This window comes from Bacillus kexueae (assembly GCF_022809095.1).
GTDB classification, from domain to species: domain Bacteria; phylum Bacillota; class Bacilli; order Bacillales; family Aeribacillaceae; genus Bacillus_BZ; species Bacillus_BZ kexueae.
Genome location: NZ_JALAZE010000001.1, coordinates 783,452 through 807,329 on the forward strand (window position 1 = coordinate 783,452; position 23,878 = coordinate 807,329).

The 23,878-nt window shown below is 39.6% G+C and carries 24 protein-coding genes; 9 read left to right on the forward strand and 15 right to left on the reverse strand.

The window, feature by feature from the left end; all coding sequences use genetic code 11:
- Window positions 1-163 precede the first annotated feature (163 nt).
- Complete coding sequence (locus tag ML543_RS03930; protein ID WP_243385829.1) at window positions 164-700, reverse strand: GNAT family N-acetyltransferase; 537 nt, start codon at window positions 698-700, stop codon at window positions 164-166.
- Between the two features lie 187 nt (window positions 701-887).
- On the opposite strand from ML543_RS03930, the gene serC reads away from it, so the two are divergent.
- Both serC and ML543_RS03940 read left to right on the forward strand, forming a co-directional pair.
- Entirely contained in the window at window positions 888-1,967 is a 1,080-nt protein-coding gene (serC, locus tag ML543_RS03935; protein ID WP_243385830.1) for a 3-phosphoserine/phosphohydroxythreonine transaminase, read from the forward strand.
- A gap of 88 nt (window positions 1,968-2,055) precedes the next feature.
- Complete coding sequence (locus ML543_RS03940) at window positions 2,056-2,583, forward strand: tryptophan transporter (RefSeq protein ID WP_243385831.1); 528 nt, start codon at window positions 2,056-2,058, stop codon at window positions 2,581-2,583.
- 48 nt (window positions 2,584-2,631) lie between these two features.
- Here the strand turns inward: ML543_RS03940 and ML543_RS03945 are convergent, their stop codons facing one another.
- Window positions 2,632-2,823: a membrane protein YhzF gene (locus ML543_RS03945; RefSeq protein ID WP_243385832.1), complete on the reverse strand. Its 192-nt coding sequence runs from the start codon at window positions 2,821-2,823 to the stop codon at window positions 2,632-2,634.
- A 203-nt stretch (window positions 2,824-3,026) separates the two neighbouring features.
- Here ML543_RS03945 and ML543_RS03950 point away from each other — a divergent pair, with 203 nt between their 5' ends.
- Together ML543_RS03950 and ML543_RS03955 are read left to right on the forward strand one after the other, a co-directional pair.
- Entirely contained in the window at window positions 3,027-3,401 is a 375-nt protein-coding gene (locus ML543_RS03950) for a YtxH domain-containing protein (RefSeq protein ID WP_243385833.1), read from the forward strand.
- Between the two features lie 803 nt (window positions 3,402-4,204).
- Entirely contained in the window at window positions 4,205-4,807 is a 603-nt protein-coding gene (locus ML543_RS03955; RefSeq protein WP_243385834.1) for an HTH-type transcriptional regulator Hpr, read from the forward strand.
- On the opposite strand, the gene ML543_RS03960 is transcribed toward ML543_RS03955, so the two are convergent.
- A complete protein-coding gene (locus ML543_RS03960) occupies window positions 4,782-5,120 on the reverse strand; it encodes a DUF1878 family protein (RefSeq protein WP_243385835.1) in 339 nt (112 codons plus the stop codon). The genes ML543_RS03955 and ML543_RS03960 overlap by 26 nt on opposite strands.
- A gap of 224 nt (window positions 5,121-5,344) precedes the next feature.
- On the opposite strand from ML543_RS03960, the gene ML543_RS03965 reads away from it, so the two are divergent.
- Window positions 5,345-5,524, forward strand: coding sequence for a hypothetical protein (locus ML543_RS03965; RefSeq protein WP_243385836.1), 180 nt, complete (start codon window positions 5,345-5,347; stop codon window positions 5,522-5,524).
- Between the two features lie 379 nt (window positions 5,525-5,903).
- Here the strand turns inward: ML543_RS03965 and ML543_RS03970 are convergent, their stop codons facing one another.
- Window positions 5,904-5,990 carry a YjcZ family sporulation protein gene (locus ML543_RS03970; RefSeq protein WP_243385938.1) on the reverse strand — a complete coding sequence of 29 codons (87 nt, stop codon included), beginning with the start codon at window positions 5,988-5,990 and terminating at the stop codon, window positions 5,904-5,906.
- Between the two features lie 209 nt (window positions 5,991-6,199).
- Between ML543_RS03970 and ML543_RS03975 the strand changes: the two genes are divergently transcribed.
- A complete protein-coding gene (locus tag ML543_RS03975) occupies window positions 6,200-7,036 on the forward strand; it encodes a peptidylprolyl isomerase (protein ID WP_243385837.1) in 837 nt (278 codons plus the stop codon).
- Between the two features lie 224 nt (window positions 7,037-7,260).
- On the opposite strand, the gene ML543_RS03980 is transcribed toward ML543_RS03975, so the two are convergent.
- The 6 genes from ML543_RS03980 to ML543_RS04005 all read right to left on the reverse strand — a co-directional run bounded on the left by ML543_RS03980 (window position 7,261) and on the right by ML543_RS04005 (window position 16,084).
- The gene (locus ML543_RS03980; protein ID WP_243385838.1) at window positions 7,261-7,479 is read right to left on the reverse strand and encodes a sporulation YhaL family protein; all 219 of its coding nucleotides are present in this window, start codon (window positions 7,477-7,479) and stop codon (window positions 7,261-7,263) included.
- Between the two features lie 69 nt (window positions 7,480-7,548).
- Window positions 7,549-8,493 (reverse strand): 3'-5' exoribonuclease YhaM, encoded by a 945-nt coding sequence (gene yhaM, locus ML543_RS03985; RefSeq protein WP_243385839.1) that lies wholly within the window; start codon window positions 8,491-8,493, stop codon window positions 7,549-7,551.
- 119 nt (window positions 8,494-8,612) lie between these two features.
- Complete coding sequence (locus ML543_RS03990; protein ID WP_243385840.1) at window positions 8,613-9,818, reverse strand: MFS transporter; 1,206 nt, start codon at window positions 9,816-9,818, stop codon at window positions 8,613-8,615.
- 3 nt (window positions 9,819-9,821) lie between these two features.
- Window positions 9,822-12,809, reverse strand: coding sequence for an ATP-binding protein (locus tag ML543_RS03995; RefSeq protein WP_243385841.1), 2,988 nt, complete (start codon window positions 12,807-12,809; stop codon window positions 9,822-9,824).
- Between the two features lie 13 nt (window positions 12,810-12,822).
- Window positions 12,823-14,052: a metallophosphoesterase family protein gene (locus ML543_RS04000; RefSeq protein WP_243385842.1), complete on the reverse strand. Its 1,230-nt coding sequence runs from the start codon at window positions 14,050-14,052 to the stop codon at window positions 12,823-12,825.
- 487 nt (window positions 14,053-14,539) lie between these two features.
- Window positions 14,540-16,084, reverse strand: a complete 1,545-nt coding sequence (locus ML543_RS04005; protein WP_243385843.1) for a carbon-nitrogen hydrolase family protein — start codon at window positions 16,082-16,084, stop codon at window positions 14,540-14,542.
- A gap of 465 nt (window positions 16,085-16,549) precedes the next feature.
- Here ML543_RS04005 and ML543_RS04010 point away from each other — a divergent pair, with 465 nt between their 5' ends.
- Window positions 16,550-16,900 carry a hypothetical protein gene (locus ML543_RS04010; RefSeq protein WP_243385844.1) on the forward strand — a complete coding sequence of 117 codons (351 nt, stop codon included), beginning with the start codon at window positions 16,550-16,552 and terminating at the stop codon, window positions 16,898-16,900.
- 158 nt (window positions 16,901-17,058) lie between these two features.
- Here ML543_RS04010 and ML543_RS04015 read toward each other — a convergent pair whose 3' ends face one another.
- Both ML543_RS04015 and ML543_RS04020 read right to left on the reverse strand, forming a co-directional pair.
- Window positions 17,059-18,303, reverse strand: coding sequence for an ABC transporter permease (locus ML543_RS04015; protein WP_243385845.1), 1,245 nt, complete (start codon window positions 18,301-18,303; stop codon window positions 17,059-17,061).
- Complete coding sequence (locus tag ML543_RS04020; RefSeq protein WP_243385846.1) at window positions 18,296-19,195, reverse strand: ABC transporter ATP-binding protein; 900 nt, start codon at window positions 19,193-19,195, stop codon at window positions 18,296-18,298. The genes ML543_RS04015 and ML543_RS04020 overlap by 8 nt, the downstream gene beginning before the upstream one ends.
- Before the next feature lie 111 nt (window positions 19,196-19,306).
- Between ML543_RS04020 and ML543_RS04025 the strand changes: the two genes are divergently transcribed.
- A complete protein-coding gene (locus tag ML543_RS04025; protein ID WP_243385847.1) occupies window positions 19,307-19,492 on the forward strand; it encodes a YhzD family protein in 186 nt (61 codons plus the stop codon).
- A 51-nt stretch (window positions 19,493-19,543) separates the two neighbouring features.
- Here the strand turns inward: ML543_RS04025 and ML543_RS04030 are convergent, their stop codons facing one another.
- Entirely contained in the window at window positions 19,544-20,326 is a 783-nt protein-coding gene (locus ML543_RS04030; protein ID WP_243385848.1) for an enoyl-CoA hydratase, read from the reverse strand.
- A 190-nt stretch (window positions 20,327-20,516) separates the two neighbouring features.
- On the opposite strand from ML543_RS04030, the gene ML543_RS04035 reads away from it, so the two are divergent.
- Complete coding sequence (locus ML543_RS04035) at window positions 20,517-21,557, forward strand: FUSC family protein (RefSeq protein WP_243385849.1); 1,041 nt, start codon at window positions 20,517-20,519, stop codon at window positions 21,555-21,557.
- 60 nt (window positions 21,558-21,617) lie between these two features.
- Here the strand turns inward: ML543_RS04035 and ML543_RS04040 are convergent, their stop codons facing one another.
- Both ML543_RS04040 and ML543_RS04045 read right to left on the reverse strand, forming a co-directional pair.
- On the reverse strand, window positions 21,618-23,111 hold the full coding sequence (locus ML543_RS04040) for a coproporphyrinogen III oxidase (RefSeq protein WP_243385850.1): 1,494 nt from the start codon (window positions 23,109-23,111) through the stop codon (window positions 21,618-21,620).
- A 175-nt stretch (window positions 23,112-23,286) separates the two neighbouring features.
- Complete coding sequence (locus ML543_RS04045) at window positions 23,287-23,661, reverse strand: hypothetical protein (protein WP_243385851.1); 375 nt, start codon at window positions 23,659-23,661, stop codon at window positions 23,287-23,289.
- Window positions 23,662-23,878: the final 217 nt, after the last annotated feature.

The following is a 23,878-nucleotide window of genomic DNA, read 5'->3' on the forward strand; positions in this document are numbered from 1 at the left end:
TCCCCTAATAACGACTTATCACCAGTTGTAGACGCTAGGAGCCAAAACTAGCCAGTCCTTCACTGAGGAGATCGTCAGTCACCTCTATCCTTAACGTCTGTTCTTCAATAGTAGTCATGAACTTAAATCGTAAATTGCAATTGTGTACCCTTAGTTCGTTCTATTATTCAAAAAACACACTCGGATACTCAACCACGCCTGATACACCGTGAAGGGCACCCTCTTTTAGTTCAATGGCCATAAATGCATCATCAGGCACGTCAAAAGGTGCTTTTATTCCCCATAAAGATGCCTTTTTAAATCCAAATTTACAGTAATAGGTCGGGTGCCCTAATACGATCACCGATTGGTAACCTAGCTCTTGCGCTTTTTTCAACCCTTCTTCAATTAGAGACTTCCCTATCCCTTTCATTTGAGCTTCAGGTATAACCGAGACAGGTGCCATCGCAAGTGATTCTACAGCGTGATGGGCTGTCTGAATCGAAATTTTAGATAAAAGAATATGACCAATGATTTCATCTTCCTTTTTCTTGACTGCAACGAATGATAGTTCAGGAATGAACGCCTCTGATTTTCGAAGGCGGGAAACGAGTCTATGTTCGCTTTGATCACTATACTCCGCATTCAAAAAGGCGCGTTTCACTACTTTTTCTGTCGTTTCGTAATCCTTCTCGGTTTCTTGTCGAATCTTCCATTCCATCGGAAATCACTCTCCTTTCAATCTCCTTTTTCATTGTAGCACCTTTTCTCTTCCTCCCATCGGTAACGAATTTGTAATCATTCAACTTTGTAATCGTTTTCTTTTGACTTTTCTAAAAATTCATATTCAAGATACGAATATTTCGTGGTAGGATGTAAGAAATAATCGTGAATAGGAAGGGATGAATATGAATCGAATTGATAATTTCAATGCCGGACCTTCGGCTTTGCCACTTTCTGTGTTACAAAAAGCACAAAAAGAGTTGTTGAATTTTCAAAACAGCGGAATGTCAGTCATGGAGCTTAGTCATCGAAGCAAAACGTATGATTTTGTCCACCGTAAAGCCCAGGAACTGCTCCGTGAGCTAATGAATATCCCCGATACTCATGAAGTGTTATTTTTACAAGGTGGGGCAAGCTTACAATTTGCCATGATTCCGTACAACTTTTTATCAAACGATGAAGTTGGGTATTATTCGCTTACTGGGTCATGGTCTGAAAAAGCGTTAAAAGAAGCCCAAACAATCGGAAATGCCCACATATTAAACTCGAGCAAAGACCGAACGTATTCCTACATCCCTTCTTGGGAAGATCCTGTCGATGACCGTTGTGCTTACGTGCACATCACATCCAACAACACCATCTACGGGACACAATGGCAACAGTTTCCGAATACAAAGAAACCTCTCATTGCCGACATGTCAAGCGATATCTTATCGCGCCAACTGGATATTGAAAAGTTTGATCTCATATACGCAGGGGCACAGAAAAACCTTGGACCATCTGGGGTAACTGTCGTCATCATTCGGAAAGAATTTTTACAGAAAGCTAACCATAACTTACCGACCTATTTAAGCTATCATACTCATGCGGAGAAAAACTCTTTATTTAATACACCGCCTACTTTTGCCATCTATATGCTATCCCTTGTACTAGAATGGGTAAAAGAAGAAGGTGGCCTTTCAACTATAGAAGAGCGCAATGAACGAAAAGCAAGTATGCTTTATGATGTTATTGATTCGAGTAACCATTTTTATCGAGGGCATGCAGAGGGAAATAGTCGTTCGCGAATGAACGTTACGTTTACATTACCTTCTGCTGAATTAACGAAAGTCTTTTTAACAGAAGCCCAAGAGAATGGATTTGTCGGTCTCAGTGGACACCGTTCTATCGGTGGGTGCCGTGCTTCCATCTATAATGCAGTATCTGAACAATCCTGTGAACGCCTTGCAGCTTTTATGAAAAAATTCCAGCACCAACACGGTTAATCCTTTGCAACGGCGAAACTGACTGCTATAATATGTGTAAGTTTTAGCTAGAGAGCTAGAGTAGAGTTTAGTAGAGGAGAGATGAGAAATGAATACTCGTATTTTAGTTATGCTATCTTTATTTGTTGCCATGGGGGCAGCATTGCACGGAGTCATTCCACCATTTTTTAACGGAATGAAGCCAGACATGATGTTATTGATGATGTTTTTAGGGATTATGCTATTTCCAAGCGCCAAAAATGTCGTTGTTCTCGGTATCGCAACTGGAATCTTATCCGGTTTAACAAGCAGCTTCCCTGGAGGGTTTCTTCCAAACATTATCGACAAAATTTTAACATCTTTCATTATTTTTGGCTTGTACATGTTTATAAAACGCTACGTGAAACATGCTGTTTCCATTTCAATGGTAACGATTTTAGGGACGATTGTGTCAGGTACAATCTTTTTACTTTCGGCCCTTCTCATTGTTGGACTACCAGGAGGAGTAGGGTTCATGCCGTTGTTTGTCGGAGTTGTATTACCTGCGACAATTATGAATACTGTTGCGATGCTCCTTATTTATCCAATCGTTCAACAAATTTTAAAACGCTCTAATTTTGTCAGCGTATCAAACTAATGAAAACTGAGAACAACAACAAAACCCGTCCGTATATGGCCGGGTTTTTTATTGTATATAATAAAACACGATGCTAAATAACAGAGATACCGCACCGCCTGCCGCCAATGTCATCGCTCTCTTTCTTAATACACGTTTTGGCGGATACGAATTCGTTGTATTGGCAAGCTTTAAATAATGAACCGCACCAATAAAAAACAGCAACGCAATGATGATAAAGAGAAATATTAATCCAACCATTGTCAACCCTCCCTTATTAAACCTTATGCAAAAACTTTTGAACCTATGTTTGCACCTATGTATGGAAGGGAAAAAGATACGTAAGATGTAAGGAATTCGTTTACAAAATACTACATACAGTCTTACGTTTCAATCTTTTCAATTTTATAATGAATGTAAGGACTGTAATATACGTAAGATAAACAAAAACAGGAGTGATGGTCGTGAGTAGAAACCAATCATTTTTATTAGGTGTACTGTTTGGTGGAATCGTCGGAAGTGCCGCCGTCCTTTTCTCCACCCCTTCTTCTGGTAAAGAAGTTCGAAGCCGCGTGCAACAAGGCAGGGAAAAATTAGATGAAATCATTCAAGAGCTACGAGAAGAAGGCACTCAAATTAAGACGCAACTTTCAAATACAGCAAAAGAAAGCATGTCCGTCGTCCGAGAAGTAACAAATGAAATTAACGAGTCTATTCAAGCTTGGAAGAAAGATATTGAGCCGCACACAAAAGAAATTCAACGAGAACTGCATGAAATCGAAGAGAAGATGAAAGAATTAGAACAATCCATTCGTGAATCAACGAAAGCACCAAATTAAGTATAAAGGACAAATGCTTGATGGGCTGTCTGATAAGTTCCTAAATTAGAATGATGGCAGCGAAAAGTAGTTTCCATTCCTCCAATTAGTTTTGATCGAAAAAAAGGTGGTGGCGACTCCAGCGGGAACAGCACGAGCTAAAGACCCCACAGACTAGCATGGGAGTCGAGGAGGAGATGAATGAACCTTTGCTAAAGGCATCCACGTCCTGTGCAAGTTCGGAAAGCGGCCGCCATCAGATAAGTTTATTTAATTGAATTTAATCAATAAGAAACATACATGATTTTACACTCACACCCCGGACATGAAAATTTATTCTCCCCGGGGTTTCCTTTTTACCATCTACCTATCATGATCGATCATTCAGCCCATAGGTAATTTTTATTTTCACAGAAAAAGCGCAAAGCGCCCCGAGCTGATGGCGCTTGGAGCTAGACACCAAAAAAACTGTAAAGAGAATACTTTAACACTTTAGGAACTTAAACTTTCTGTAACAACGATAAAAGAGGGGCTGTACTTTTTGGACAGCCCCTCCTTTTTCTCCATCTTTTGATTTTTTTCGTCATTTTTCGATGAATTCATTGTTACAATATAGCTTTTCTTTCTAGTAAATTTTGGACACTTTTCTCAAATAAAGCACTCCCCTTCTCCACTCCCGACTAATCCAAAATTATTTATTTAAAAATTTCGCAAATTTACACCTTTATTAATCTTTATTTTATTGGCATAATAGATAATAACAATCTATGAAACTTAATCTTTAAAAAAGGAAAGAGGAATAGAAGCAAAGTAGGTGGGGGAAAATGAAAAGGACGTATAATGATTACACGGTGAAGGAAGCACTTCTATTTAGTCAACGTGTTGCACAACTTAGTAAAGCATTGTGGAAATCTATTGAGAAGGATTGGCAGCAGTGGATCAAACCATATGACCTAAACATTAATGAACACCATATTTTATGGATTGCATACCATTTAAAGGGTGCATCTATCTCGGAGATTGCAAAATTCGGTGTCATGCACGTTTCCACTGCGTTCAATTTCTCAAAAAAATTGGAGGAACGAGGCTACTTAGAGTTCTCGAAGAAGGAAAACGATAAGCGAAACACGTATATTCGGCTAACTCAAAAAGGGGAAGATTTATTACTACAGTTACTAGAAGACTATGACCCATCCCGCAATTCCGTATTTAAAGGGGCTCTTCCGCTCCATGATCTTTACGGTAAATTCCCTGAAATCATTGAGATGATGGCCATTATCCGAAACATTTATGGTGATGATTTCATGGAGATTTTTGAAAAGTCGTTTGAAAACATTGAAAAAGACTTCATCGAAGAAAATGGTAAGCTAAAAAAAGTCGATGAGTCGGTGGACGAACCACTTATAAATGAGCACGTAGACGTTTAAAATCGCTCATAAGCTGCGGAAACAGTCCTTGTTGAAGCATCGCATCAATTGTTTCATTGATATCCAGCTTTTCATTTAATTGACCGGCAAAAAGCGTAAGAAGATCTGTATAATAAAGCAGACCTTGCGCTTTTTGCTCTTCATGTTGCAGTTCCAGTTTCCGACAAAGGTTCATCAATTGATTGACCTCTTCTTCAGACAACCCCTTTGTCACGACAAGATAATCAAATGGAAATTTTTGAGCATTGCTCATCTTAAGCAAAAGGCGCAAATGATATTCTAAATTTTCAACTCTCTTTTCCAATTCATTCATACGGATCCAACTTCCTTTATTATGACAAATATTACAACATATTTTAGCCCATTTTCAGAAAAAGGAAAAGAGCTAGGTCGCTCTCGTAAACAACTTTACAATTTTCACCAAAAGCTGTTATGATTAGAAAAACTTGATTTGCAGGGACTCCGTTACATTCAAACTATCTTTTTCATAAAATATTTGATATTGTAATATGTATGAGACAGGAAGGGGGATCTCAAATGCTCTATTACTTTATCATTTTTGCTGTCTTTATTTTATTTTACATAAATAAGCTGACCAATACGCTATGTGTCGTTCGAGAGATTCCTGAGGAAAAGCAACAAAGTGTATTTCGAACTATTAATATCTTAATTACCATACTACTTATTTCTTCATACATAGAAATTTTATATGCTTAATTGATTGGTCATTTGCTAGCATTATCTCTTTGTACATATAAGAAACATACATGATCTTACACTCACACCCCGGACATGAAAATTTATTCTCCCCGGGGTTTCCTTTCTCCTATCATGATCGATCATTCAGCTCATAGGTAATTTTTATTTTCACAGAAAAGCGCAAAGCGCAAGTCCTTAGGCGAAGGGCGCTGGAGGACCTGCGAGGAGGCTTCCGTCAGCACAGCAGGGCCGAAACGACCCGAGCTGATGGCGCTTGGAGCTAGACACCAATAAAACTGAAAAGAGAACACTTTATTGAACTTAAACTTTCTATAACAATAAAAAACTGAGCTGACAGTATTCTGTCAGCTCTTTTACTTCCGTCTTTACCTCGTTATTAGTACAACCAAGCTGCACCAACAATGATTAACAAGATGAACAATACAACGATTAACGCGAAACCACCAGCATATCCTCCGCTCATGATGACACCTCCTTTATGTGTCTTTACGTTATTCTATGCGTGACATTCTCCGTTCGCTTTAGGCGCATGTCACGGTTTTCAAAAACATTACATTATCAAGACATTTCAAACAATTCATTGGAACATAGTTGCAAAATGGTGATGTTCATGTCAAAATGTGTTATATATGTTTTATCTTGCATCACATTTTTGGATTAGGAGTTGTAATCATGAAGAAATTTGTACTAGCTACCGTAGCTGCTACAAGCTTATTCGCAGTCGCTGCATGTAGCAATGGATCTGGCGAAACTGTTGTGGAAACAAGCGCAGGAGATATTTCAAAAGAAGAATTTTATGAAGCGATGAAAAATCGTTTCGGACAAGATGTTTTACTGGAACTCGTTCATAAAGTCGTATTAGAAGACAAATACGAAGTTACCGACAAAGAGATTGACGAAGAAATCGAAAATCTTCGTGCAATATATGGTGCGCAATTGGATTCCCTTATCGAACAGCAAGGTGAAGATGTTGTCCGCGACATGATCAAAGTGGACTTACTTCGCAAAAAAGCGACTGAGGCTGCTGTGGAAGTAACGGATGAAGACTTAAAAGAATATTACGATTCCCTTGAAGGCCAAATTCGCGCAAGTCACATTTTAGTCGCTGATGAAGAAACAGCTAAAGAAGTAAAAGCGAAACTAGACGAAGGTAAGAGCTTCGAAGACTTAGCTGCAGAATATTCAACTGACGGCTCTGCCCAAAATGGCGGTGACCTCGGATGGTTCGGTGAAGGCCAAATGGTTGAAGAGTTCGAAAAAGCAGCATTCGCTTTGAAAGAAGGCGAAGTTAGTGACATCGTTCAAACAGACTTCGGCTTCCACATCATTAAAGTAACCGAGACGGTTAAACCATTCGACGAAATGAAAGATAGCCTAAAAGAGGAAGTTAAAGAACAAAAACTAAACGACCCAACTGTGATGGAAGAAGCAATCAAAAAAGCAATTGAAGAAGCGGACGTTAAAATTAAAGATAGCGACTTAAAAGACATCATTTCAGAAGAAGAATAATCGATACGAAAACGCCTGATTCATTCAGGCGTTTTCTTTTTTATTTATGGGAAAATTCCGTTGGGTTCGGGCTAGATGGTGAGATACTTACAAGTATTGTTTGGTTCGCCCAAACTTTGTGATTTTCGCCCAACTTCTTTGTCGGTTCGCCCATGTTCCTACCCACGAGCCTAGCTTCCTACAATAATGATTACATAAAGAAAAGGCACCCATTTGGGTACCTTTTATTGAACGGATGGGAGTTTTGCTTTTTCTCCTTGTGCTTGTTTTTCTTTTTGCCGTTTTTCTTTTTCCTTCTTCATTCGTTCGAGATAAATGTTTCCTTCTCGCTCGATGAAGATTTGTTCGACTTCTTTTTCCTTTTTCGTCGTTGTAAATGCCATATATCCGCTATAGAGAATACCGATGATGCATAAATACACCCACCAAGGTAATAAAATCATGTAAAGAATCCCCCTCGCTTAGACAAGCTTTTACCACCATCTTATGCGGGGAATCTTTAATTATGTTTGTTATTGATGAAAAGTTGGCTTATAGAACGAGCGATTGTCCAAAGCAAAGATCCGCTCCGTAAACTCTCCAGGTTTCACCTTTTCAAGTGCGCGGTCGAGCATGTTCATTTTCGCATCGATATTGTCGATGTAATGGAGGATTTCTGCTTCTTTAATCATCGGAGGCTTCGGACTTCCCCATTCTGCTTTTCCGTGATGGCTTAATACAAGGTGTTGTAACACCATCACTTCTTCTCCTTCAATTTGTAGCTCTTTTGCCGCTTCGGCAATTTCATTGACCATGATGGAAATATGGCCGAGCAAGTTTCCTTCCACCGTATAATTCGTTCCGATTGGACCTGATAGTTCCGTTACCTTTCCTAAGTCATGCAAAATTACACCCGCATATAGCAAATCACGATCTAAACTCGGATATAAATCACTAATGACCTTCGCTAAATTTAACATCGACACGACATGAAAAGCTAAGCCAGATGCGAATTCATGGTGATTTTTCGTCGCGGCAGGATATGTAAGAAAAGCTTGTTGATGTTTCTTTAACAAATGTCTCGTAATGCGCTGAATGTTTGGGTTTTTCATTTCAAATATATATTGGTTAATTTGCTGCCCCATTTCCTCTTGTCCCATTGGTGCCGTTTCAACAAAGTCAGCAGCAGAAACATTTTCATGCGGCTCGGCTAGACGAATATTTCGGATTTTAAGCTGGTTACGTCCACGGTAATGGTGAATGTCCCCATATATTTTGACGATATTTTGGGCTGCGTAGTTTTCCTCATCTTGTGGACTTGCATCCCATAATTTCGCTTCGATTTCACCTGACTGGTCTTGCAATATTAACGTTAAAAACGGCTTCCCGTTACTTGCTACCCCTTTCGTAGACGACTTGATTAATAAGAACACATCAACCTGTTCGCCTACTTCATATTGAACGATTCCTTTTGCCATCTCCGTCTCTCCTTCCGGTATCGTTTCCTTTAAGTATATCATACGTCTATAGAAAAACTTGGTACAGACGATATAGAAAGAGAAACAACTTCACAAGGTTGTTTCTCCTCTCCTTAAACTTATGCAGCTTGTTCGTTCATTCGCTTTTTCAACCAAATTTTCGTCGAGATGAGTGCGAAAATCATCACCGTTGCCCCAAACAAGTAAGGCAAGTGAATATTTAGTTCAAAGAGTCCTCCTGCTAAAATTGGTCCTGCGACATTCCCTAAGCTTAAAAATGAATTGTTTAACCCCATGATCATCCCTTGACGGTCGCCTGCCAGTTTGGAAATAAACGTATTTAAAGCAGGTCGTAAAATGGAATTTCCGATAAAAAAGATTCCTGTTGTAATTAAGATAGTGACAAACGAGTTTGCCAATGTCATTAAGACGAAGCCGACAGCGCTAATAAATAACGCGCTTGTTACAACTTTTTCATCTCCATATTTTTCAACTAGACGCCCGACAAGACCACCTTGGACGATGGTACCGATTAACCCGATAATCAAAATGATAATCCCGACCGTTTGTGGACCATAGCCGTAGCGTTCCCATGTATAGTAACCAAAAATAGACTGAAAGTTAGCAAGCCCGAAGCTCATTAAAAAGACAAGGACGAGTAAAAAGCCGACTGGGCTCATTAACGCCTGCTTCATAACGGTCAATCGTCCTTCTTCATTTCCTTGATTTTGCTTCGCTCTTTCCATGTCTTCCTTCGACAATGATTCAGGTAATATCAAGATAGACACAATCGCGGCAATCGTCGCGGCAATTCCAGCCATTAAAAACGGATAAGATAAATCAAATTCCGCTAACCAACCGCCAATACCAGGGCCGACTACAATACCAAATCCCATGGCAGCACCTAACACGCCCATGCCTTGCCCACGTTTTTCCGTTGACGTTACATCAGAAACGTAAGCCATCGCAGTTGGCATAAGTGCAGACCCAAAGGTTCCGGCAAGCATTCTTGATATGTATAGCATCCATAAATCCGTCGCAAAAGCAAATATAAATTCTGCAATCGCAAAGCCAATCAAGCCGATCGTAATAAGTGGCTTACGTCCAATTCGGTCCGATAGCCTTCCCCAAATAGGGGCAAACAAAAATTGCATAAAGGCGAAAATGGCAACGAGAAAGCCTAGCTCCGTAGCTCCTGCTCCAAACGCCTCTACATAATAGGGTAAAATCGGAATGACAAGCCCAATTCCGACCATGACGATAAATAAATTAAAGCTAAGCAGAATTAATGGCATTTTTTGTTTTGACTTCTTTTCTGTATCCACTTCTTAAGAACCCCTTTTCATTTCAAACTGCTTTTCTTTTGTAAGCCGATATATTTGTTCGTCCGAAAAAGAGCGTACCATATGCTCGTGGCATGTAAAAAACAGCACTTGCACATTTTGAGCCATCGTACGAACTAATTCCATTGTTCGCTTAAATCGCCCGGCGTCAAAGTTGACAAAACTGTCGTCGACCACCATCGGAAGTTTGGTCCGACGACTCATTTGTTCGGCTAACGAAAACCGAAGCGCAACGTAAAGCTGTTCGGCTGTCCCTTGACTTAATTCATTTACTTGAAAAAGAATACCATCCTTTCGCTTAACGAGTAAAGATGCATCCGTCTTACTAGATACAATCTTCTCATATTCCCCATCCGTTAAAAAGTGCAAGTAGCTTGCAGCTTTTGTTAAGAGCTCCGGTAGACGATGCTCCCGATGATATTCGATTGTTTTACGCAATAAATCTTGGCTGACAGCGTACACCGCCCATTTACGCGCGACTTCTTTTGCATGTGTACGGCTCATTTCCCATTCGTGCTTTAATTGCGAGTATAGGCCAGACTGTTCAATCGCTTTTATTTGCGTGCGAATGCTCGCTAGTTCCTCTCTCGCCTTGTTTTCCTTTTCTTCTAGCTGTTTGTACGTTTCTTCCAGCTGAGATTCTTCTAATTCAAGATTTCGATTTCCAATCAAGTTCTCGTTGTCTGCGATTGAAATCCCCTTTACTTGTAGTTGGTCATTAATCCATTGAAGACGCTTAAGAAGCTCTTTCTTTTCTATTGCTCGTTTTGCTTTTTGGATAAACACTTCAACCGAGTCGACGTTCGCTTCTTTCAAGAGACGTTTGACCTCTGAATGTATTGGATCATATAAAGTATGTACTTCATTTATTTGCTTCTTCAGCTTTTGAAGTTCGACCTCGCAACTATATGCATTTTCCACTCGCTCATACAGCTCTTTTAATAAGATATCCCAATGATTTGCATGCATCTGGAATGATTGAGCATAAGAATTAATTTCATTCTCGTATGCATCCACTTTCGCAGCGAAAAAGCTCTTTTTCTGTTCAATTCGTTCCCGTTCTTTCAACATTTGCTGGCATTCCAACATTTTTTCATATCGCTCTAATAATAATTCAGCTCGTAAATGGCTCGGTATATTTAACGCGTTATAGATGGGGATTAATTGTTCTCTTATCGTGTGATACTCTCTTTCCCACGCTTCAAACTGTGTAACGATGCGGTCATATGCCTGTTCTTTTTGCCGTACATTCAACCGTGCAAACTCAAGCTGTTTTAGGAGATGCTCGTCTTTCGCTAATTCTTTTTCGATTTCACGTAGTTTATTCTCCAAGTCTATCCAATTCATCTCACCCTTAGCCTGCAAGATTTCTTGAAGCTCTTGTTTACGACGCTTTAACGACAGCAAAACGGGATCTTTTACAGGTTTAAAGATAAAGGGTAGTCCATTCAGCAACAGAGCGAAAAAAGAAATAGGGCCATACCCCATCATGATAAGTCCTAACATCAATCCGATACTCACGATTCCACTTGCAACGAGAAGTATATAAAATCTCCGCTTCATCCGCTGGACAAATTGCTCTCGTTTTTGTTGTTCTGCCATCACGCGATGCAATTCCTCTTCCATGTGTCGCGAGTTACGCTCTCGTTCCGTTTGTTCAACTAAACGTTCTTGCTCTCGCTTAAGATGTTCTCGTTTGGCATCGTCCATTAAAAGCGTTTCACTTTCGTGATAATGTTGCTCCGCTTCTTCTAATGCTTCCTTCCCACGTTCAAATTGTTCATCTAGCCACTGCTTTTTCGTCATTAACTGCTCATGTTGCTTGACCACATCTTTTACTTGTTCCTTCATAATCATCGACAAATCCAATTGCCGAATAATATCTTCTGACTTCTCTCCAAACAAATACATTAATTGTTCGTGTATGTCTTCTGTCAGCTGAGATTCCTGTAATGATAAAGACGAAATATCCTCTAAGTATTGTCGAATAAGCGATTCCTGTTCTTTTAATCGGGTAACTTTTTCATAATCTTCTTGAATAGTTTGACGCGGAACCCCTTCAAGCTCTTGTTCGTACCGTTTTACTTGATTCGTTAAAGCTTGTAACGTTTGCTCGTGAATAGTTAATTGTTCATGAAGGCGTTCCATTTTTTCCTTCCCGTTTTCAGGAAAGTCCAATACGTCCGAAAACGATTCAAGTCGTTCTTCACATTCCATCTTTTGCTTAAGTAAAGGCCAAGCAGTTTGTAATTTCCCAATTTGCTTAATTGAAGCTTGCAAACGAATTTTTTCATTGCTTAGCTGTTCTATTTCCTTATTTAGGTCATTTTGCGTTTCTTTTAACCGCTCGTATTCTTCTTCCTTCGCTTTCGCTTGAACTAAATGCTCTCGCTTTTTTCTCAAGTCGGTTAACAATGTGTTTAACAGTGGCTTTCGACCACTTGGTTTATATAACTGTTCCATCACTTTTTCCATGCGTTCTTCCATAGAGTAAAAAGCGTCGGATCCAAAAACGGTCGATAAGAATAAATATTTTCCTAAATCATCGCGGTTTAATTCAAATATTTTTTGAAGCCCTTTTAAATCAAAGGAAAAAATTGATTGAAACGTCGATTTATCGATTCCTTTCAACAATTCATCTAACACTTGGTCAGATTCAATTTCTCCTTCTTCATTATAGATGGTCAAGTCCCCTTTCGCCTTTCCTACAATACGCTCGATTATATATATTTTCCCTTCATTGCTCTCGACTGTAAGGGCACCACCGTACTTTCCACTTCGCTTCGGCTCGTATCGCTTTTCGCTTTGCTGCTTTGTCGGAAATCCGAAAAGCACACTATGAATAAAGGACATGATCGTCGATTTCCCCGCTTCATTTTGCCCATAAAACACTTGAACGGGATTATTAGAAAGGACAATCTCCTTATCCTCAAACTTTCCGTATCCATAAATGGTGAGTTTCTTTATTTTCATGCCATCACCTTCATCACTTCACATTCGATTTTAACCATTCATGAAACAGTAACAACTGTGCCTCTTTTAAAATTTGCTGCTTTTCCTCTTCTGAAAAAGAGGACAACTCCTTCCGGACAGTTGCGTGTTTCATTAAAGGCTGCAAGGCCGCTTCCATGTCATAGTGCTCAAGAACAGATTGGAGATCGGTTGTGAAAAACGATTCTTCTTTCCATAAGTGAACATCAACAGGCATCGCTTCGTTCTCTACTTTCATCAACCATGAAAACACTTGTCCGGTCTCACCTTCATTCATTAGCTCCATAAAGTCCTCCATCACGTCTTCTTTCACGAAATGTTGGTAAAGGTGAGTTACACCGACAAACCGAAGTGTGTAAAAAACCCGGTCGTGCAATTCTTTCAATTCACTTTTCACTTTCATCATGCCATCGATAAAATCGGAAAACGAGTCATACTGATCGAGCGAAATCTCTTTTTCAGTAAAGAAAATCGGCGCCGTGCTAAAAAACTGTAAATCCGCACCTGCTTTCGTTAATTCAACGAGATACGCTCCTTTTTCTCCTTGCTCTTTTCGATGACGCCCTTGAATATTCCCTGGGTAAAGTATGACAGTTTCCTCGTTATGTAGGAGTTGACGCTTATGAATATGACCGAGCGCCCAGTAATCAAAGCCTTTCTCCGTTAAATCTTGGACGCGAAACGGACAATACGGCTCATGCTCACTGTCACCTGCTACCGTACCGTGCAATAGTCCGATATGAAACGGTGCATCTCCTTGCTTTACATAATAGCGACTCATATTATCAGTAACCGCTCGCTTCGGATAACTGTATCCATAAAGGTTGACAAGTGGAACCCCATCTTTCACAAACGTTTTGCGCTCCACCTTTTCATCCGAAAAAACGTGCACATTGCTCGGCAACTCTACATGAAGCGAACTACCACCAGTAAAATCATGATTTCCATGAATGATGTATACCGGAATATTGTGATCATCCAGACGACTCATTTGCTTTTTAAAATACAATTGCGCTTTCAAACTTCGCTCATGTTGATCATAAATATCGCCAGCGATAATGATAAAATCCACCTTTTCCGCAAGCGCTTTATCTACAATCCGTTCAAACGATTGAAACGTGCTTTCTTGTACTTGTTCAAAAATGGCTTCCGGCAATTGATTCATCCCGACTAATGGGCTATCTAAATGGAGATCGGCTGTATGGATAAATCTCACTTTTTGCATGCCATCCCATCCTTTTCCTTCTACTTCCTCCATTCTATCACTTGCGAGAAGCGAATGCACGTTCTGATTTAGGGTTGTTCCTGAGAATTACTAAGATTCTCTCAAATATTTCGTTTTACACGATAGATGGAACTCCTTCACCATGGTTTATGGTTTTCGACCAAGCTTGGGACTGCTTCGCCCATGCTTTCTGGTTTTACGCCCAATATTGGTGTTGCTTCGCCCAACTTCGTACTGATGCCACCTTTTTTTCTAGCTTACGCCCAACTTTGACTCTGCTTCGCCCATGTTTTCTGGTTTTTCGCCCAATATTGGTGCTACTTCACCCAACTTCGTACTGATGCCACCTTTTTTTCTAGCTTACGCCCAACTTTGACTCTGCTTCGCCCAAATGTACGTCCGTTACGCCCAAGTTTCCCGATTCCGCCAAATTCCCAGTTTCCGACCCTTATCCATAATAAAAACCAGGCATTCACCTGATTTTCCATTATCCTTTTAAGTATTCAACTTTGTATACGTCGTGGCGTCGATCTTTCAACTGGCGAACGGTTCCAGATTGTCGCTGTCTGCGTAAAATTTCTAAATCGACATCGCCAATCATCACCATTTCAATATTCGGATTCGTCTCGCCGACTATTCCGTCTCGAGCAAATTCGAAATCAGATGGCGCAAAGATGGCCGATTGAGCGTATTGAATATCCATGTTCTCCGTTTGCGGTAAATTCCCAACCGTTCCTGAAATGACGGTATAGATTTGATTTTCAACTGCGCGTGCTTGCGCACAGTAGCGAACGCGTAAATATCCTTGTCTGTCCTCCGTACAAAACGGGGTGAAAATAATATTCGCCCCTTTGTCAGTTGCGATTCGTGCAAGCTCTGGGAATTCGATGTCGTAACATATTTGAATTGCGATTTTTCCACAATCGGTATCAAATACCTTCACTGTATCTCCTGCACTAATGCCCCACCACTTTCGCTCATTCGGTGTGATGTGGATTTTGTACTGCTTTTCAATTGTTCCGTCTCGTCTAAACAAATACGCAATATTGTAGATTTCGTCATCTTCTTCCTTAACAAAGTGGGAGCCACCTATAATATTCACGTTATAACGAACCGCCAAATCGGTAAACAACTCAATATATTGTTCGGTAAAATCACTTAAGCGACGAACGGCTAAGCTTGGTGACTTAATATTTAAAAACGACATGAGTTGCGTCGTGAAAATTTCAGGGAATACAACGAAGTCTGATTTGGCATCGGATGCTACATCGGTAAAGTACTCGACTTGATTCGCAAACTCTTCAAACGAATGAATCTTCCGCATCATATATTGCACGACACATATCCGCACTGGGTAGCTCGTCTTAAAGTGACGCTTCGATTGCGGGCGATAATCAACATTATTCCACTCCATTAACGTCGCATAATTTTGCGAACGTTTGTCGTCTGGCAGATAGTTCGGATTAATACGCATGAGCGTAAACCCATTTAACAACTGAAACGACAATACAGGATCGTAAATTTTATGACGGCTGACCGCATCCACATATTCTCTCGGCGACATTTCCTCAGCATATTTAAAATAATTCGGTATGCGACCACCGATGATAATACTCTTCAAATTCAATGTGCGAGCCAATTCTTTTCGCGCTTCATATAAGCGGTGCCCAACCTTCATTCGTCTATAATCGGGGTGCACCATCACTTCAATCCCGTACAAATTGTATCCTTCTGGATTATGATTTGTGATATAGCCATTATCGGTTACATCATCCCATGTATGACGGTCATCATACTCATCAAAATTGATGATGAGACTCGAACAAGACCCGATTACTTTTCCTTCCAATTCAGCAACGAACTGACCTTCTGGGAAAACAGATAAATGACTTTCCAAATGCTCCACTTTCCAAGGCTCCATCCCCGGAAAGCAAATAGCCTGCATGCGAATAATATGTTCAATGTCCTTTTTCTCCATCGGACGAATAATCATTTTCTTTTCAAACTGTGACAAATCCAATTTCTCAGCCAAAATCATTCACTCCTTCGTCTCTTCCCTTTTCTTTACCCTTATCATGTGAGTTTTAAACTCATTCATGTTGGCGTCGTCATACAAATATTTTATCAAAATTAAATGAATGTTTTGAATATCATTCATGGACAAAGAAGTTGAATACTTTGGTATAATTTACATAAATGTGTATTTGTTTTCAAACGGCCTAATTAGGTCCAATTATGTACTTAGCTGATTAAACGACGGGACGGCAATTTATGTACAGACTATTTTTATAATCTATAATCCTATTAATATTTAACGTTTACAGATATGTCTCTTATCTAATGGAAGACTCTTCAAACATTTATCATATTATTATGGCAATAGCTAATGGATTAGGATTATTCTTACTCTGTGTCCAAATATACATCCACAGACGAAAAAAAGATTGAAAATTTATGGTTCCTAGATTCATTTATTTATCTTAAGGGAGGGAAAACGGTGCATCAATCTATTTTCATTTTCTTATTCTCGATCCTATTTGTAGCAGGATGTACAAAAATAGATTCGTTTGAAGGAAAAATCGAACAGGTTAGGAATGGCGAACTACTAGTCGGTTGTAATCACTTGCTGGATGAAACGAGTAACCATAGTTCAGACGATGTTCTCTACACTTGCCAAGTTGAAACGACAGACGAAACGGTGGTAAAAGACTTACATGGGGAAGCAATCAATCTAGAAAACTTAACGATAGGTGATCGAATCCACATTGTTCTTGTGGAGCCAGAAAGAATAAATAAAAATTCGGAAAGTCGAAAGGTCGTCGCGAAAGAAATTAGTTTAGTGGAGTAATGGAGGTCGATGATTTTTTGACATTCCGCTATTTAGGCTACAGTCCCAAATACAAGTGTCTATATCCAAAAGAAGAGACCAGATCTAGTTTTATCTGGTCTCTTCGTCATGTCGTTATTTCAAGTTCAAGTGTTTCTCGATCAAAAAAGGTTTCTTCTTTAATCCTCTTTCGTCAGCTGCATCGCTTTTTTTATGTCTTTAAATGACGATGTCTTGCCGTATAATAGCACACCGCCCTTGTATACTTTTGCACCGAACCATGTGAATAAAAGGATTGTGCCAATTAACAGAGCAATCGAAAGGGCAATTTCCCACGCTGGGACGTGCACCATTCCGACGCGTAAAAACATGATCATCGGAGTGAAAAATGGAATAAACGATGTGATTTTTATAAACGATGCTTCTGGCGTTGATAGACCGAACATCGCAATCATAAAAGCGGCGACGATCACAAATGTAAGTGGTGTAATCAATTGCTGCACATCTTCTATTTTCGAAACGAGTGATCCTAAAAATGCGGCTAATGTTGAATAAAGGAAATAGCCTAGTACAAAGAAGATGATGGCATAAACAAAGGTTTGGATTGGCACTTCATTAAATTGTAAAAAGCCTCCGATCCCAATTCCATTTTCACTGTTTAGCTTCATCGACGTAAAACCAACGGATGCGATGAGTAAGAACTGTGTCAAGCTTAATAAGGCAATTCCGAAGATTTTCGCAAACATTTGTTGAATGGGTGACATGCTTGAAACGAGAATTTCCATTATGCGCGAAGATTTTTCGTTCGCGACTTCCATCGCAATCATGTTGGCGTACAGGATGACCGCAAAATAAATGACAAATAACAACACATAAACAAGACCTCTTGCTTGGTTTAACTCTTCTTCTGATTTTGCGGTGTCAAGTAAAGCCACTTTTTCAATTTCAACTGGCGCATACAACTGTTGAAGCTTGGCAGCATCAATTCCTAATTGTTGCGTACCAATAGCGAGTTTCATTTGTTGAAGCGATTGTTCAATCGCCTGTTGAATATCCGATTCTGTCATCGATTTCGAATAATAAGACGCCGTTGGCAACCCTTCTTCGTCGACATTTAGGATAAGATAGCCGTTAATCTCATCTTGAAGAACGTCTTCCTCAAGCTCCCCTTCTCCTTTGTCACTCTGTTTCACGTCTATGCCTTCAAAAATGGACATTTGTTGTTCAAAGAAAGGATACAGCTGATTCGATTCATCAATGACGACTATTTCTTTTGTTTCATCGCTATCAAATAATGAAATGATACGTTCAAGATTTGATAAACCTACAATAAAAAGCAAGGTTATGACCGTTGAAATGATAAACGATTTACTTTTCAGTTTCGAAAAGTATGTATGGCCGAGCATAATCCAAAACTTATTCATATGAGGCACCTACCTTTTCAATGAAGATATCATTAAGCGATGGTTCTTCGAGTGAAAATTTTCGGATAAACCCTCTTCCATTAAGCGCCTCAAAGATTGATTGTGAAATGTCCTCCCGTTCAATTTGAAGCTCAATTCCTGCTGGTGTTTTCTTCGATTTTGTCACACCAGGGAGTTCAGCTAAATAGCCAACATCGAAATCGGCGTGAACTGTCACATTTTTCTTTCCAAATGAACGTTTGATCTCTTTTAACGAGCCGTGAACGACCGGCTGCCCTTTATGCATGATACATAAATATTGGCAGAGCTCTTCTACATGCTCCATCCGGTGACTGGAGAAAACAATAGACGTTCCTTTTTCTTTTAATTCAATAACCGCTTCTTTTAACAATTCAACGTTAACAGGATCCAGTCCACTGAATGGCTCATCTAAAATGAGCAACTTTGGCTTATGAAGGACCGCGGTTATAAACTGAATTTTTTGTTGGTTCCCTTTTGATAGCTCCTCAACTTTCTTGTTCGCGTACTCAGGTACTTTAAACCGCTCAAGCCAATACTCCATCTCTCTTTGGATTGTTTGTTTATCCATTCCTTTTAATCGTCCTAAATAAATAAGTTGATCTTTCACTTTCAACTTCGGGTAAAGCCCTCTTTCTTCCGGCAAATACCCGATTTGTTCGCTATTACTGTAATTAATAGCCTTTCCACCCCACGTAATACGACCAGATGTAGGTGACAGCAACCCTAATATCATTCGGAAAGTGGTAGTCTTTCCGGCACCGTTTGCCCCTAAAAACCCGAAGATTTCATTCTTTGGAATTTCAATGGACAAATTGTTGACCGCTGTAAAATCGCCAAAATTCTTCGTAACCTGTTCAAGTTTAACAGTCATTTTGTTCCTCCTCTCAATATGGTATTACGTTTTATGTTAGCAAGATGTTTCAAGAAAGCAGGATTTTCCGAACAAATATTGAAATACTAAAGTGGGGAAGGAGGATAACATATGGCAACTTATACATTAACGGTCTTTAGCAAATCAGGGGAAACCTTGCTTGATGAAACATTTGAAGCAGCAAATGAACAAGAAGCTAAAAAAATTGGCACGGAAAAACTACGTGAGCACAACTATTTAGAAACGACGCACCGTTGTACATCTTCTGCTGGTAAGCTCATATTATTTCACCGTTAAACACCCATCAGCGGTCTCCGCTGACGGGTGTTTTTAATTTGGTTTTCACGCTTATTTCCCACTAAATTCCGGCTTTCTTTTTTCTAAAAACGCTTGAATTCCTTCACGATGATCAGCGGACATCCGCATTTCCTCTTGGAATGCCGCTTCTAATTGTAGCGTTTGTTTTAACGTCGATTCATTCGCTGCTTTGAGAACTTTTTTCGTTGCAATCATCGCTTTTAATGGACGCTTCGAAAGCGTTTCTTTCACCAATTCAATTTTCTCTTCTACTGATTGTTGGAACGTTCCATCAATGAGACCCATTTTCTCCGCTTCAGCCGCTTTATATGTCTTCCCTTCCCAAATGACTTGCTTCGCTTTCACTTCCCCTAATCGCTGTGCCATGAAGTAGTGACCACCGCCGTCAGGGATGAGACCAATATTAATGAAATTCATCGCTACTTTCGCTTCTTCGTGTGCATACACGACATCAGAAGCTAAGGCAAAGCTTAAGCCAAGTCCCGCAGCCGCCCCATGAATCACACTTACCGTCACGGCTGGCAATTGGGATAAGCGCACCGTCATTTCCTCAATTAGACCCATGATATACGAAAAACCTTCGTTGTGATCAGATTGGAGCATCGTTTTGATGTCGCCACCTGCCGAAAACGCACGGCCAGCTCCCGAGATAAAGACCATCGGTACGCCTGAATTTTCAATAATCGATAGCGCTTGATTGATTTCCTTCAACATTTGTTCATCCATCGCATTCATCGACTCTGGACGATGAAACTGTAAATGCGCATGCTTTTCATCCATAAATAAATGTAACGTTTGAAAATTTTCTCCCATAGTGATTCCCCCTTCTTCTTCATTACACGTATAAATTCTGAATTTACCATTCATTATCCTTCTAAGAAGGCTGAAAAAATGAATGGATATTCATTTTATTATAAAAAAACAAGCTGTATGCGTTGTCTGAAAGAGATTGACAAAGGGGTATAATAATGTAATAGAGACAACTATAAAGAAGGGGACTGCTATGAGAAAATGGAATTTCGTTGGAGGTAGAGTTTTAAAAACAGGAATTGCCGTACTCATTACGGTTTTTATTTGCCAACATTTTAACTTGCCGACAATCTTTGCGGTCATTACTGCGATTGTAACCATTGAACCGACGGCCCACGATTCGATTAAAAAAGGCATCATCCGCTTTCCTGCTTCCACCATCGGCTCAGCTTATGCCATGACCTTTACCTATTTACTCGATCATTCCCCACTTTCATACGCTTTATCGGCCATGTTCACGATTGTAACATGTCAAAAACTGCGCCTTGAAGCGGGTACGCTCGTTGCCACCATTACGGCTGTCGCGATGATTCCCGTTACAGACGACCATTATCTTTATGCCTTTTTTACAAGATTAATGACTACGTCTGTTGGCATTATCGTTTCTACTTTCGTCAATTTCTTCTTAATCCCACCGAACTATTCAAAAACGGTATCGAAGCAAATCCATACGTTGTTTATGGAAGTAGCGGATTTATTAGACCATCGCCTCCAAGAGTGGCTTGGCGATCATTCCAAACAAAAAGCGACCTTACGTGCGTTTGAACGTCTAACGGAAGACTTAAAAAAGACATACACTCTCATGAACTACCAACAACAAGACTGGAAATATCACAAACATACAAAAGAAGAAATGCGGACCTTTCATTATAATCAAAAGAAGCTGACGATATTACAACAGATTCATTACCATTTAGGTAATTTATTGTACGCACCCGTTGACCGCCATGAATGGTCCAACGAAGAGCGTATCTTAATTCAACAAACCATCGAATCCATTGCAACTATTTTAAAAGACCATTGTCACTCCATTTCAACGGAGCATTATGCACTCATAGAAAAACTGGATAGCCATTTTTGGACGTACAAACATGATTTATCAAATGTGAAACCAGCCAAATACCATCATCACTTTCATCCAAAATGTGTGGTCCTATTCGAGCTTCTTTCCATTCACGATATGATTGAAGAGCTAAAACCGATTTGCTCAAAATCAAGGAATGTGACGATGTAATACAGACTGTTCAGATCCCATAGAAAAAGCCTCCAACATTCATTGGAGGCTTATCTGCACTTATTGAAATAGTTCGTCTAAAATTTTTAATTTTTCTTTCGTATAATGTTCAAAGCCGTCATTGTACGATTTTGGATCTTTCGGGTTAGCAAAGTGTGTAATCTTTCCTGTTTTCGGATGAATGAACTTACTAGAAGCTCCGCAGCCTAGCCCGATGATGGTTTGTTGCTCTTCCATAATCATAATATTGTAAATGCTGTCTTGACCTTCTCTTGCATAGCCGACGTTTTCAAGGTTTCCTAGAATGTTTTTCATTCGATACAAGTAGTAAGGTTCATAGCCATGTTCATCCGTCCATTTTACCGCGTTATCCATCATTTGTTCGATTTCTTCTCGGCTTGCTACTTTATACTTTTCTTTGTTTCTTGTCATTTCAGAAGCACGTTTAAAGGATAATGTATGAACTGTTAACGATTCGGGCATTAGTTTTTCCGTTTCAGAAAGGGTGTAATTAAATTCTTCAACCCCTTCACCAGGTAGCCCGATAATTAAGTCCATATTAATGTTGTTCATTCCCATTTCCCGTGCTAAATGGAACTTTTCGATCGTCTCGTCAACCGTATGATGACGACCAATTGCTTTTAATGTTTCTTGAATATACGATTGTGGGTTAATGCTAATTCGGTCTATGTTCCACTTGTTTAACACGTCTAATTTTTCTGGCGTAATCGTATCAGGGCGACCAGCTTCAACCGTAATCTCTCGAATGTTTTTCACATCCGGGAATGATTCGTACATTTCTTCATATAATAGGTCCATTTCTTCTGCTGTAATACTTGTCGGTGTTCCACCACCGTAGTATACGGTCGTAATTTTGATTCCCTTCTCTTTCAGCCATTTCCCCACTTCACGCATTTCATAATGCAATCCACCTAAAAACGAGTCAACCTTCCCTTGCTTTCCGTTTATGGCATACGCAGGGAACGTGCAATAAGCACATTTTGTTGGACAAAACGGAATTCCGATGTAAATGCTCACTTCATTTTGAAGAGAATATAGATCCGGAACGACACTTAATTGGCGGTCGACAATCCGTTCCATCAACTCAATCTTTTCATCCGTAATTAAATAATCTTCCTTTAATTGACGATAGATTTCTTCCTTCGCTACGCCTTCTTGCATTTTTTTGTGGAACAATTTCGTCGGGCGCACTCCCGTTAAAATCCCCCACTTTTGAATAACACCTGTATATTGTTGCATAACGGACAAATACACGTGCGATAACGCATTTTTCACTTGTTTAAACCGCTCTTTTTCCGATTCAAATGACGCCAAATCTTTACGATGCTCAGCCGTATACACGTTCTCGCCAGCAACGAGATTACCCGTCACATGAACCGTATCGTTCTCTTCTAGAATGTTAAACGATACAACAAGATCCGCCGATTCCACTCGTTCGAATGAAACTTCTGGCTCTTCATAAAACAAATTTGAAATCAACTGAATAGGACGATAAAATCGCTCATCTTGAATATGATCTATTTGAATACGCATGTAATCACCTTTATGAATAAAATCAAAACTCCTTTTAGTGTACAGAAGTGGTGACGTTTAAGTCAACAGAAGAATGTTTCCTTTAAGGGAATGGAAGGGGTGGGGGGAATTGAAAAGGTAGGAACTAATCCTATTAGAACAAACCACGTTGGCATTAGCTTCGAAATTTTGGAAACTAGAAATAATAAACGGTTTGAAAAAGAGAAGCGTCATAAACCCAGAACGATATGGTGCATCCTATTAATATCCACTTTATTGATGTCCCGAAAAGAAGCAGAGTCGCTCCGCTAAATAGTAGCCCAATCAGTACCGAAAGCACCACCCATCCGAAAGCTTCTTTGGCTACTTTATATAAAATCCGTTGATGTGTCCATCCGATCGTATGGTACATATTTAGTTCTGACTTTCTTTCAGTTAATAAACAATTCATACATTCACTAATGGCATTGGATGCTAAAATGAATGTTGAGATAAGAAGAGCAAGATTAATACCGAAAGTCAAATCTACCCCATAGTCTCCTAAAGACGTCATACGACTTTCTTCCATCATCGCCCCTATGTTGGAGACTTGTATTCCAACTAACATGGCACATACAAATAATACGAGCATTGCAGGAAGAATAAGTGAACGATAATACAATATTTACATTTATTGAAAAAAATTGAAATTATTATTACATTATCTCGGAGGTAAGATATAATGGGGAGATTGAAAAAGAAACACGTGAAGGTCTTAGCTAATAACTGGTCGTATAGAGTTACTTTGG

Excerpts from the sequence above, each read along its gene's own strand:
- ML543_RS04030 (WP_243385848.1), bottom strand. The coding sequence starts at position 20,326 with ATGGGAGAAAATTTTCAAACGTTACATTTATTTATGGATGAAAAGCAT.
- ML543_RS04015 (WP_243385845.1), bottom strand. The coding sequence starts at position 18,303 with ATGAATAAGTTTTGGATTATGCTCGGCCATACATACTTTTCGAAACTG.
- ML543_RS03980 (WP_243385838.1), bottom strand. The coding sequence starts at position 7,479 with ATGATTTTATTACCTTGGTGGGTGTATTTATGCATCATCGGTATTCTC.
- ML543_RS03955 (WP_243385834.1), top strand. The coding sequence starts at position 4,205 with ATGAAAAGGACGTATAATGATTACACGGTGAAGGAAGCACTTCTATTT.
- ML543_RS03970 (WP_243385938.1), bottom strand. The coding sequence starts at position 5,990 with ATGAGCGGAGGATATGCTGGTGGTTTCGCGTTAATCGTTGTATTGTTC.
- ML543_RS04025 (WP_243385847.1), top strand. The coding sequence starts at position 19,307 with ATGGCAACTTATACATTAACGGTCTTTAGCAAATCAGGGGAAACCTTG.
- ML543_RS03960 (WP_243385835.1), bottom strand. The coding sequence starts at position 5,120 with ATGAATGAATTGGAAAAGAGAGTTGAAAATTTAGAATATCATTTGCGC.
- ML543_RS03940 (WP_243385831.1), top strand. The coding sequence starts at position 2,056 with ATGAATACTCGTATTTTAGTTATGCTATCTTTATTTGTTGCCATGGGG.
- ML543_RS04040 (WP_243385850.1), bottom strand. The coding sequence starts at position 23,111 with ATGCGTATTCAAATAGATCATATTCAAGATGAGCGATTTTATCGTCCT.
- ML543_RS04035 (WP_243385849.1), top strand. The coding sequence starts at position 20,517 with ATGAGAAAATGGAATTTCGTTGGAGGTAGAGTTTTAAAAACAGGAATT.
- ML543_RS03975 (WP_243385837.1), top strand. The coding sequence starts at position 6,200 with ATGAAGAAATTTGTACTAGCTACCGTAGCTGCTACAAGCTTATTCGCA.
- ML543_RS04020 (WP_243385846.1), bottom strand. The coding sequence starts at position 19,195 with ATGACTGTTAAACTTGAACAGGTTACGAAGAATTTTGGCGATTTTACA.
- ML543_RS04000 (WP_243385842.1), bottom strand. The coding sequence starts at position 14,052 with ATGCAAAAAGTGAGATTTATCCATACAGCCGATCTCCATTTAGATAGC.
- ML543_RS03995 (WP_243385841.1), bottom strand. The coding sequence starts at position 12,809 with ATGAAAATAAAGAAACTCACCATTTATGGATACGGAAAGTTTGAGGAT.
- serC (WP_243385830.1), top strand. The coding sequence starts at position 888 with ATGAATCGAATTGATAATTTCAATGCCGGACCTTCGGCTTTGCCACTT.
- ML543_RS03965 (WP_243385836.1), top strand. The coding sequence starts at position 5,345 with ATGCTCTATTACTTTATCATTTTTGCTGTCTTTATTTTATTTTACATA.
- ML543_RS03930 (WP_243385829.1), bottom strand. The coding sequence starts at position 700 with ATGGAATGGAAGATTCGACAAGAAACCGAGAAGGATTACGAAACGACA.
- ML543_RS03945 (WP_243385832.1), bottom strand. The coding sequence starts at position 2,823 with ATGGTTGGATTAATATTTCTCTTTATCATCATTGCGTTGCTGTTTTTT.
- ML543_RS04045 (WP_243385851.1), bottom strand. The coding sequence starts at position 23,661 with ATGATGGAAGAAAGTCGTATGACGTCTTTAGGAGACTATGGGGTAGAT.
- yhaM (WP_243385839.1), bottom strand. The coding sequence starts at position 8,493 with ATGGCAAAAGGAATCGTTCAATATGAAGTAGGCGAACAGGTTGATGTG.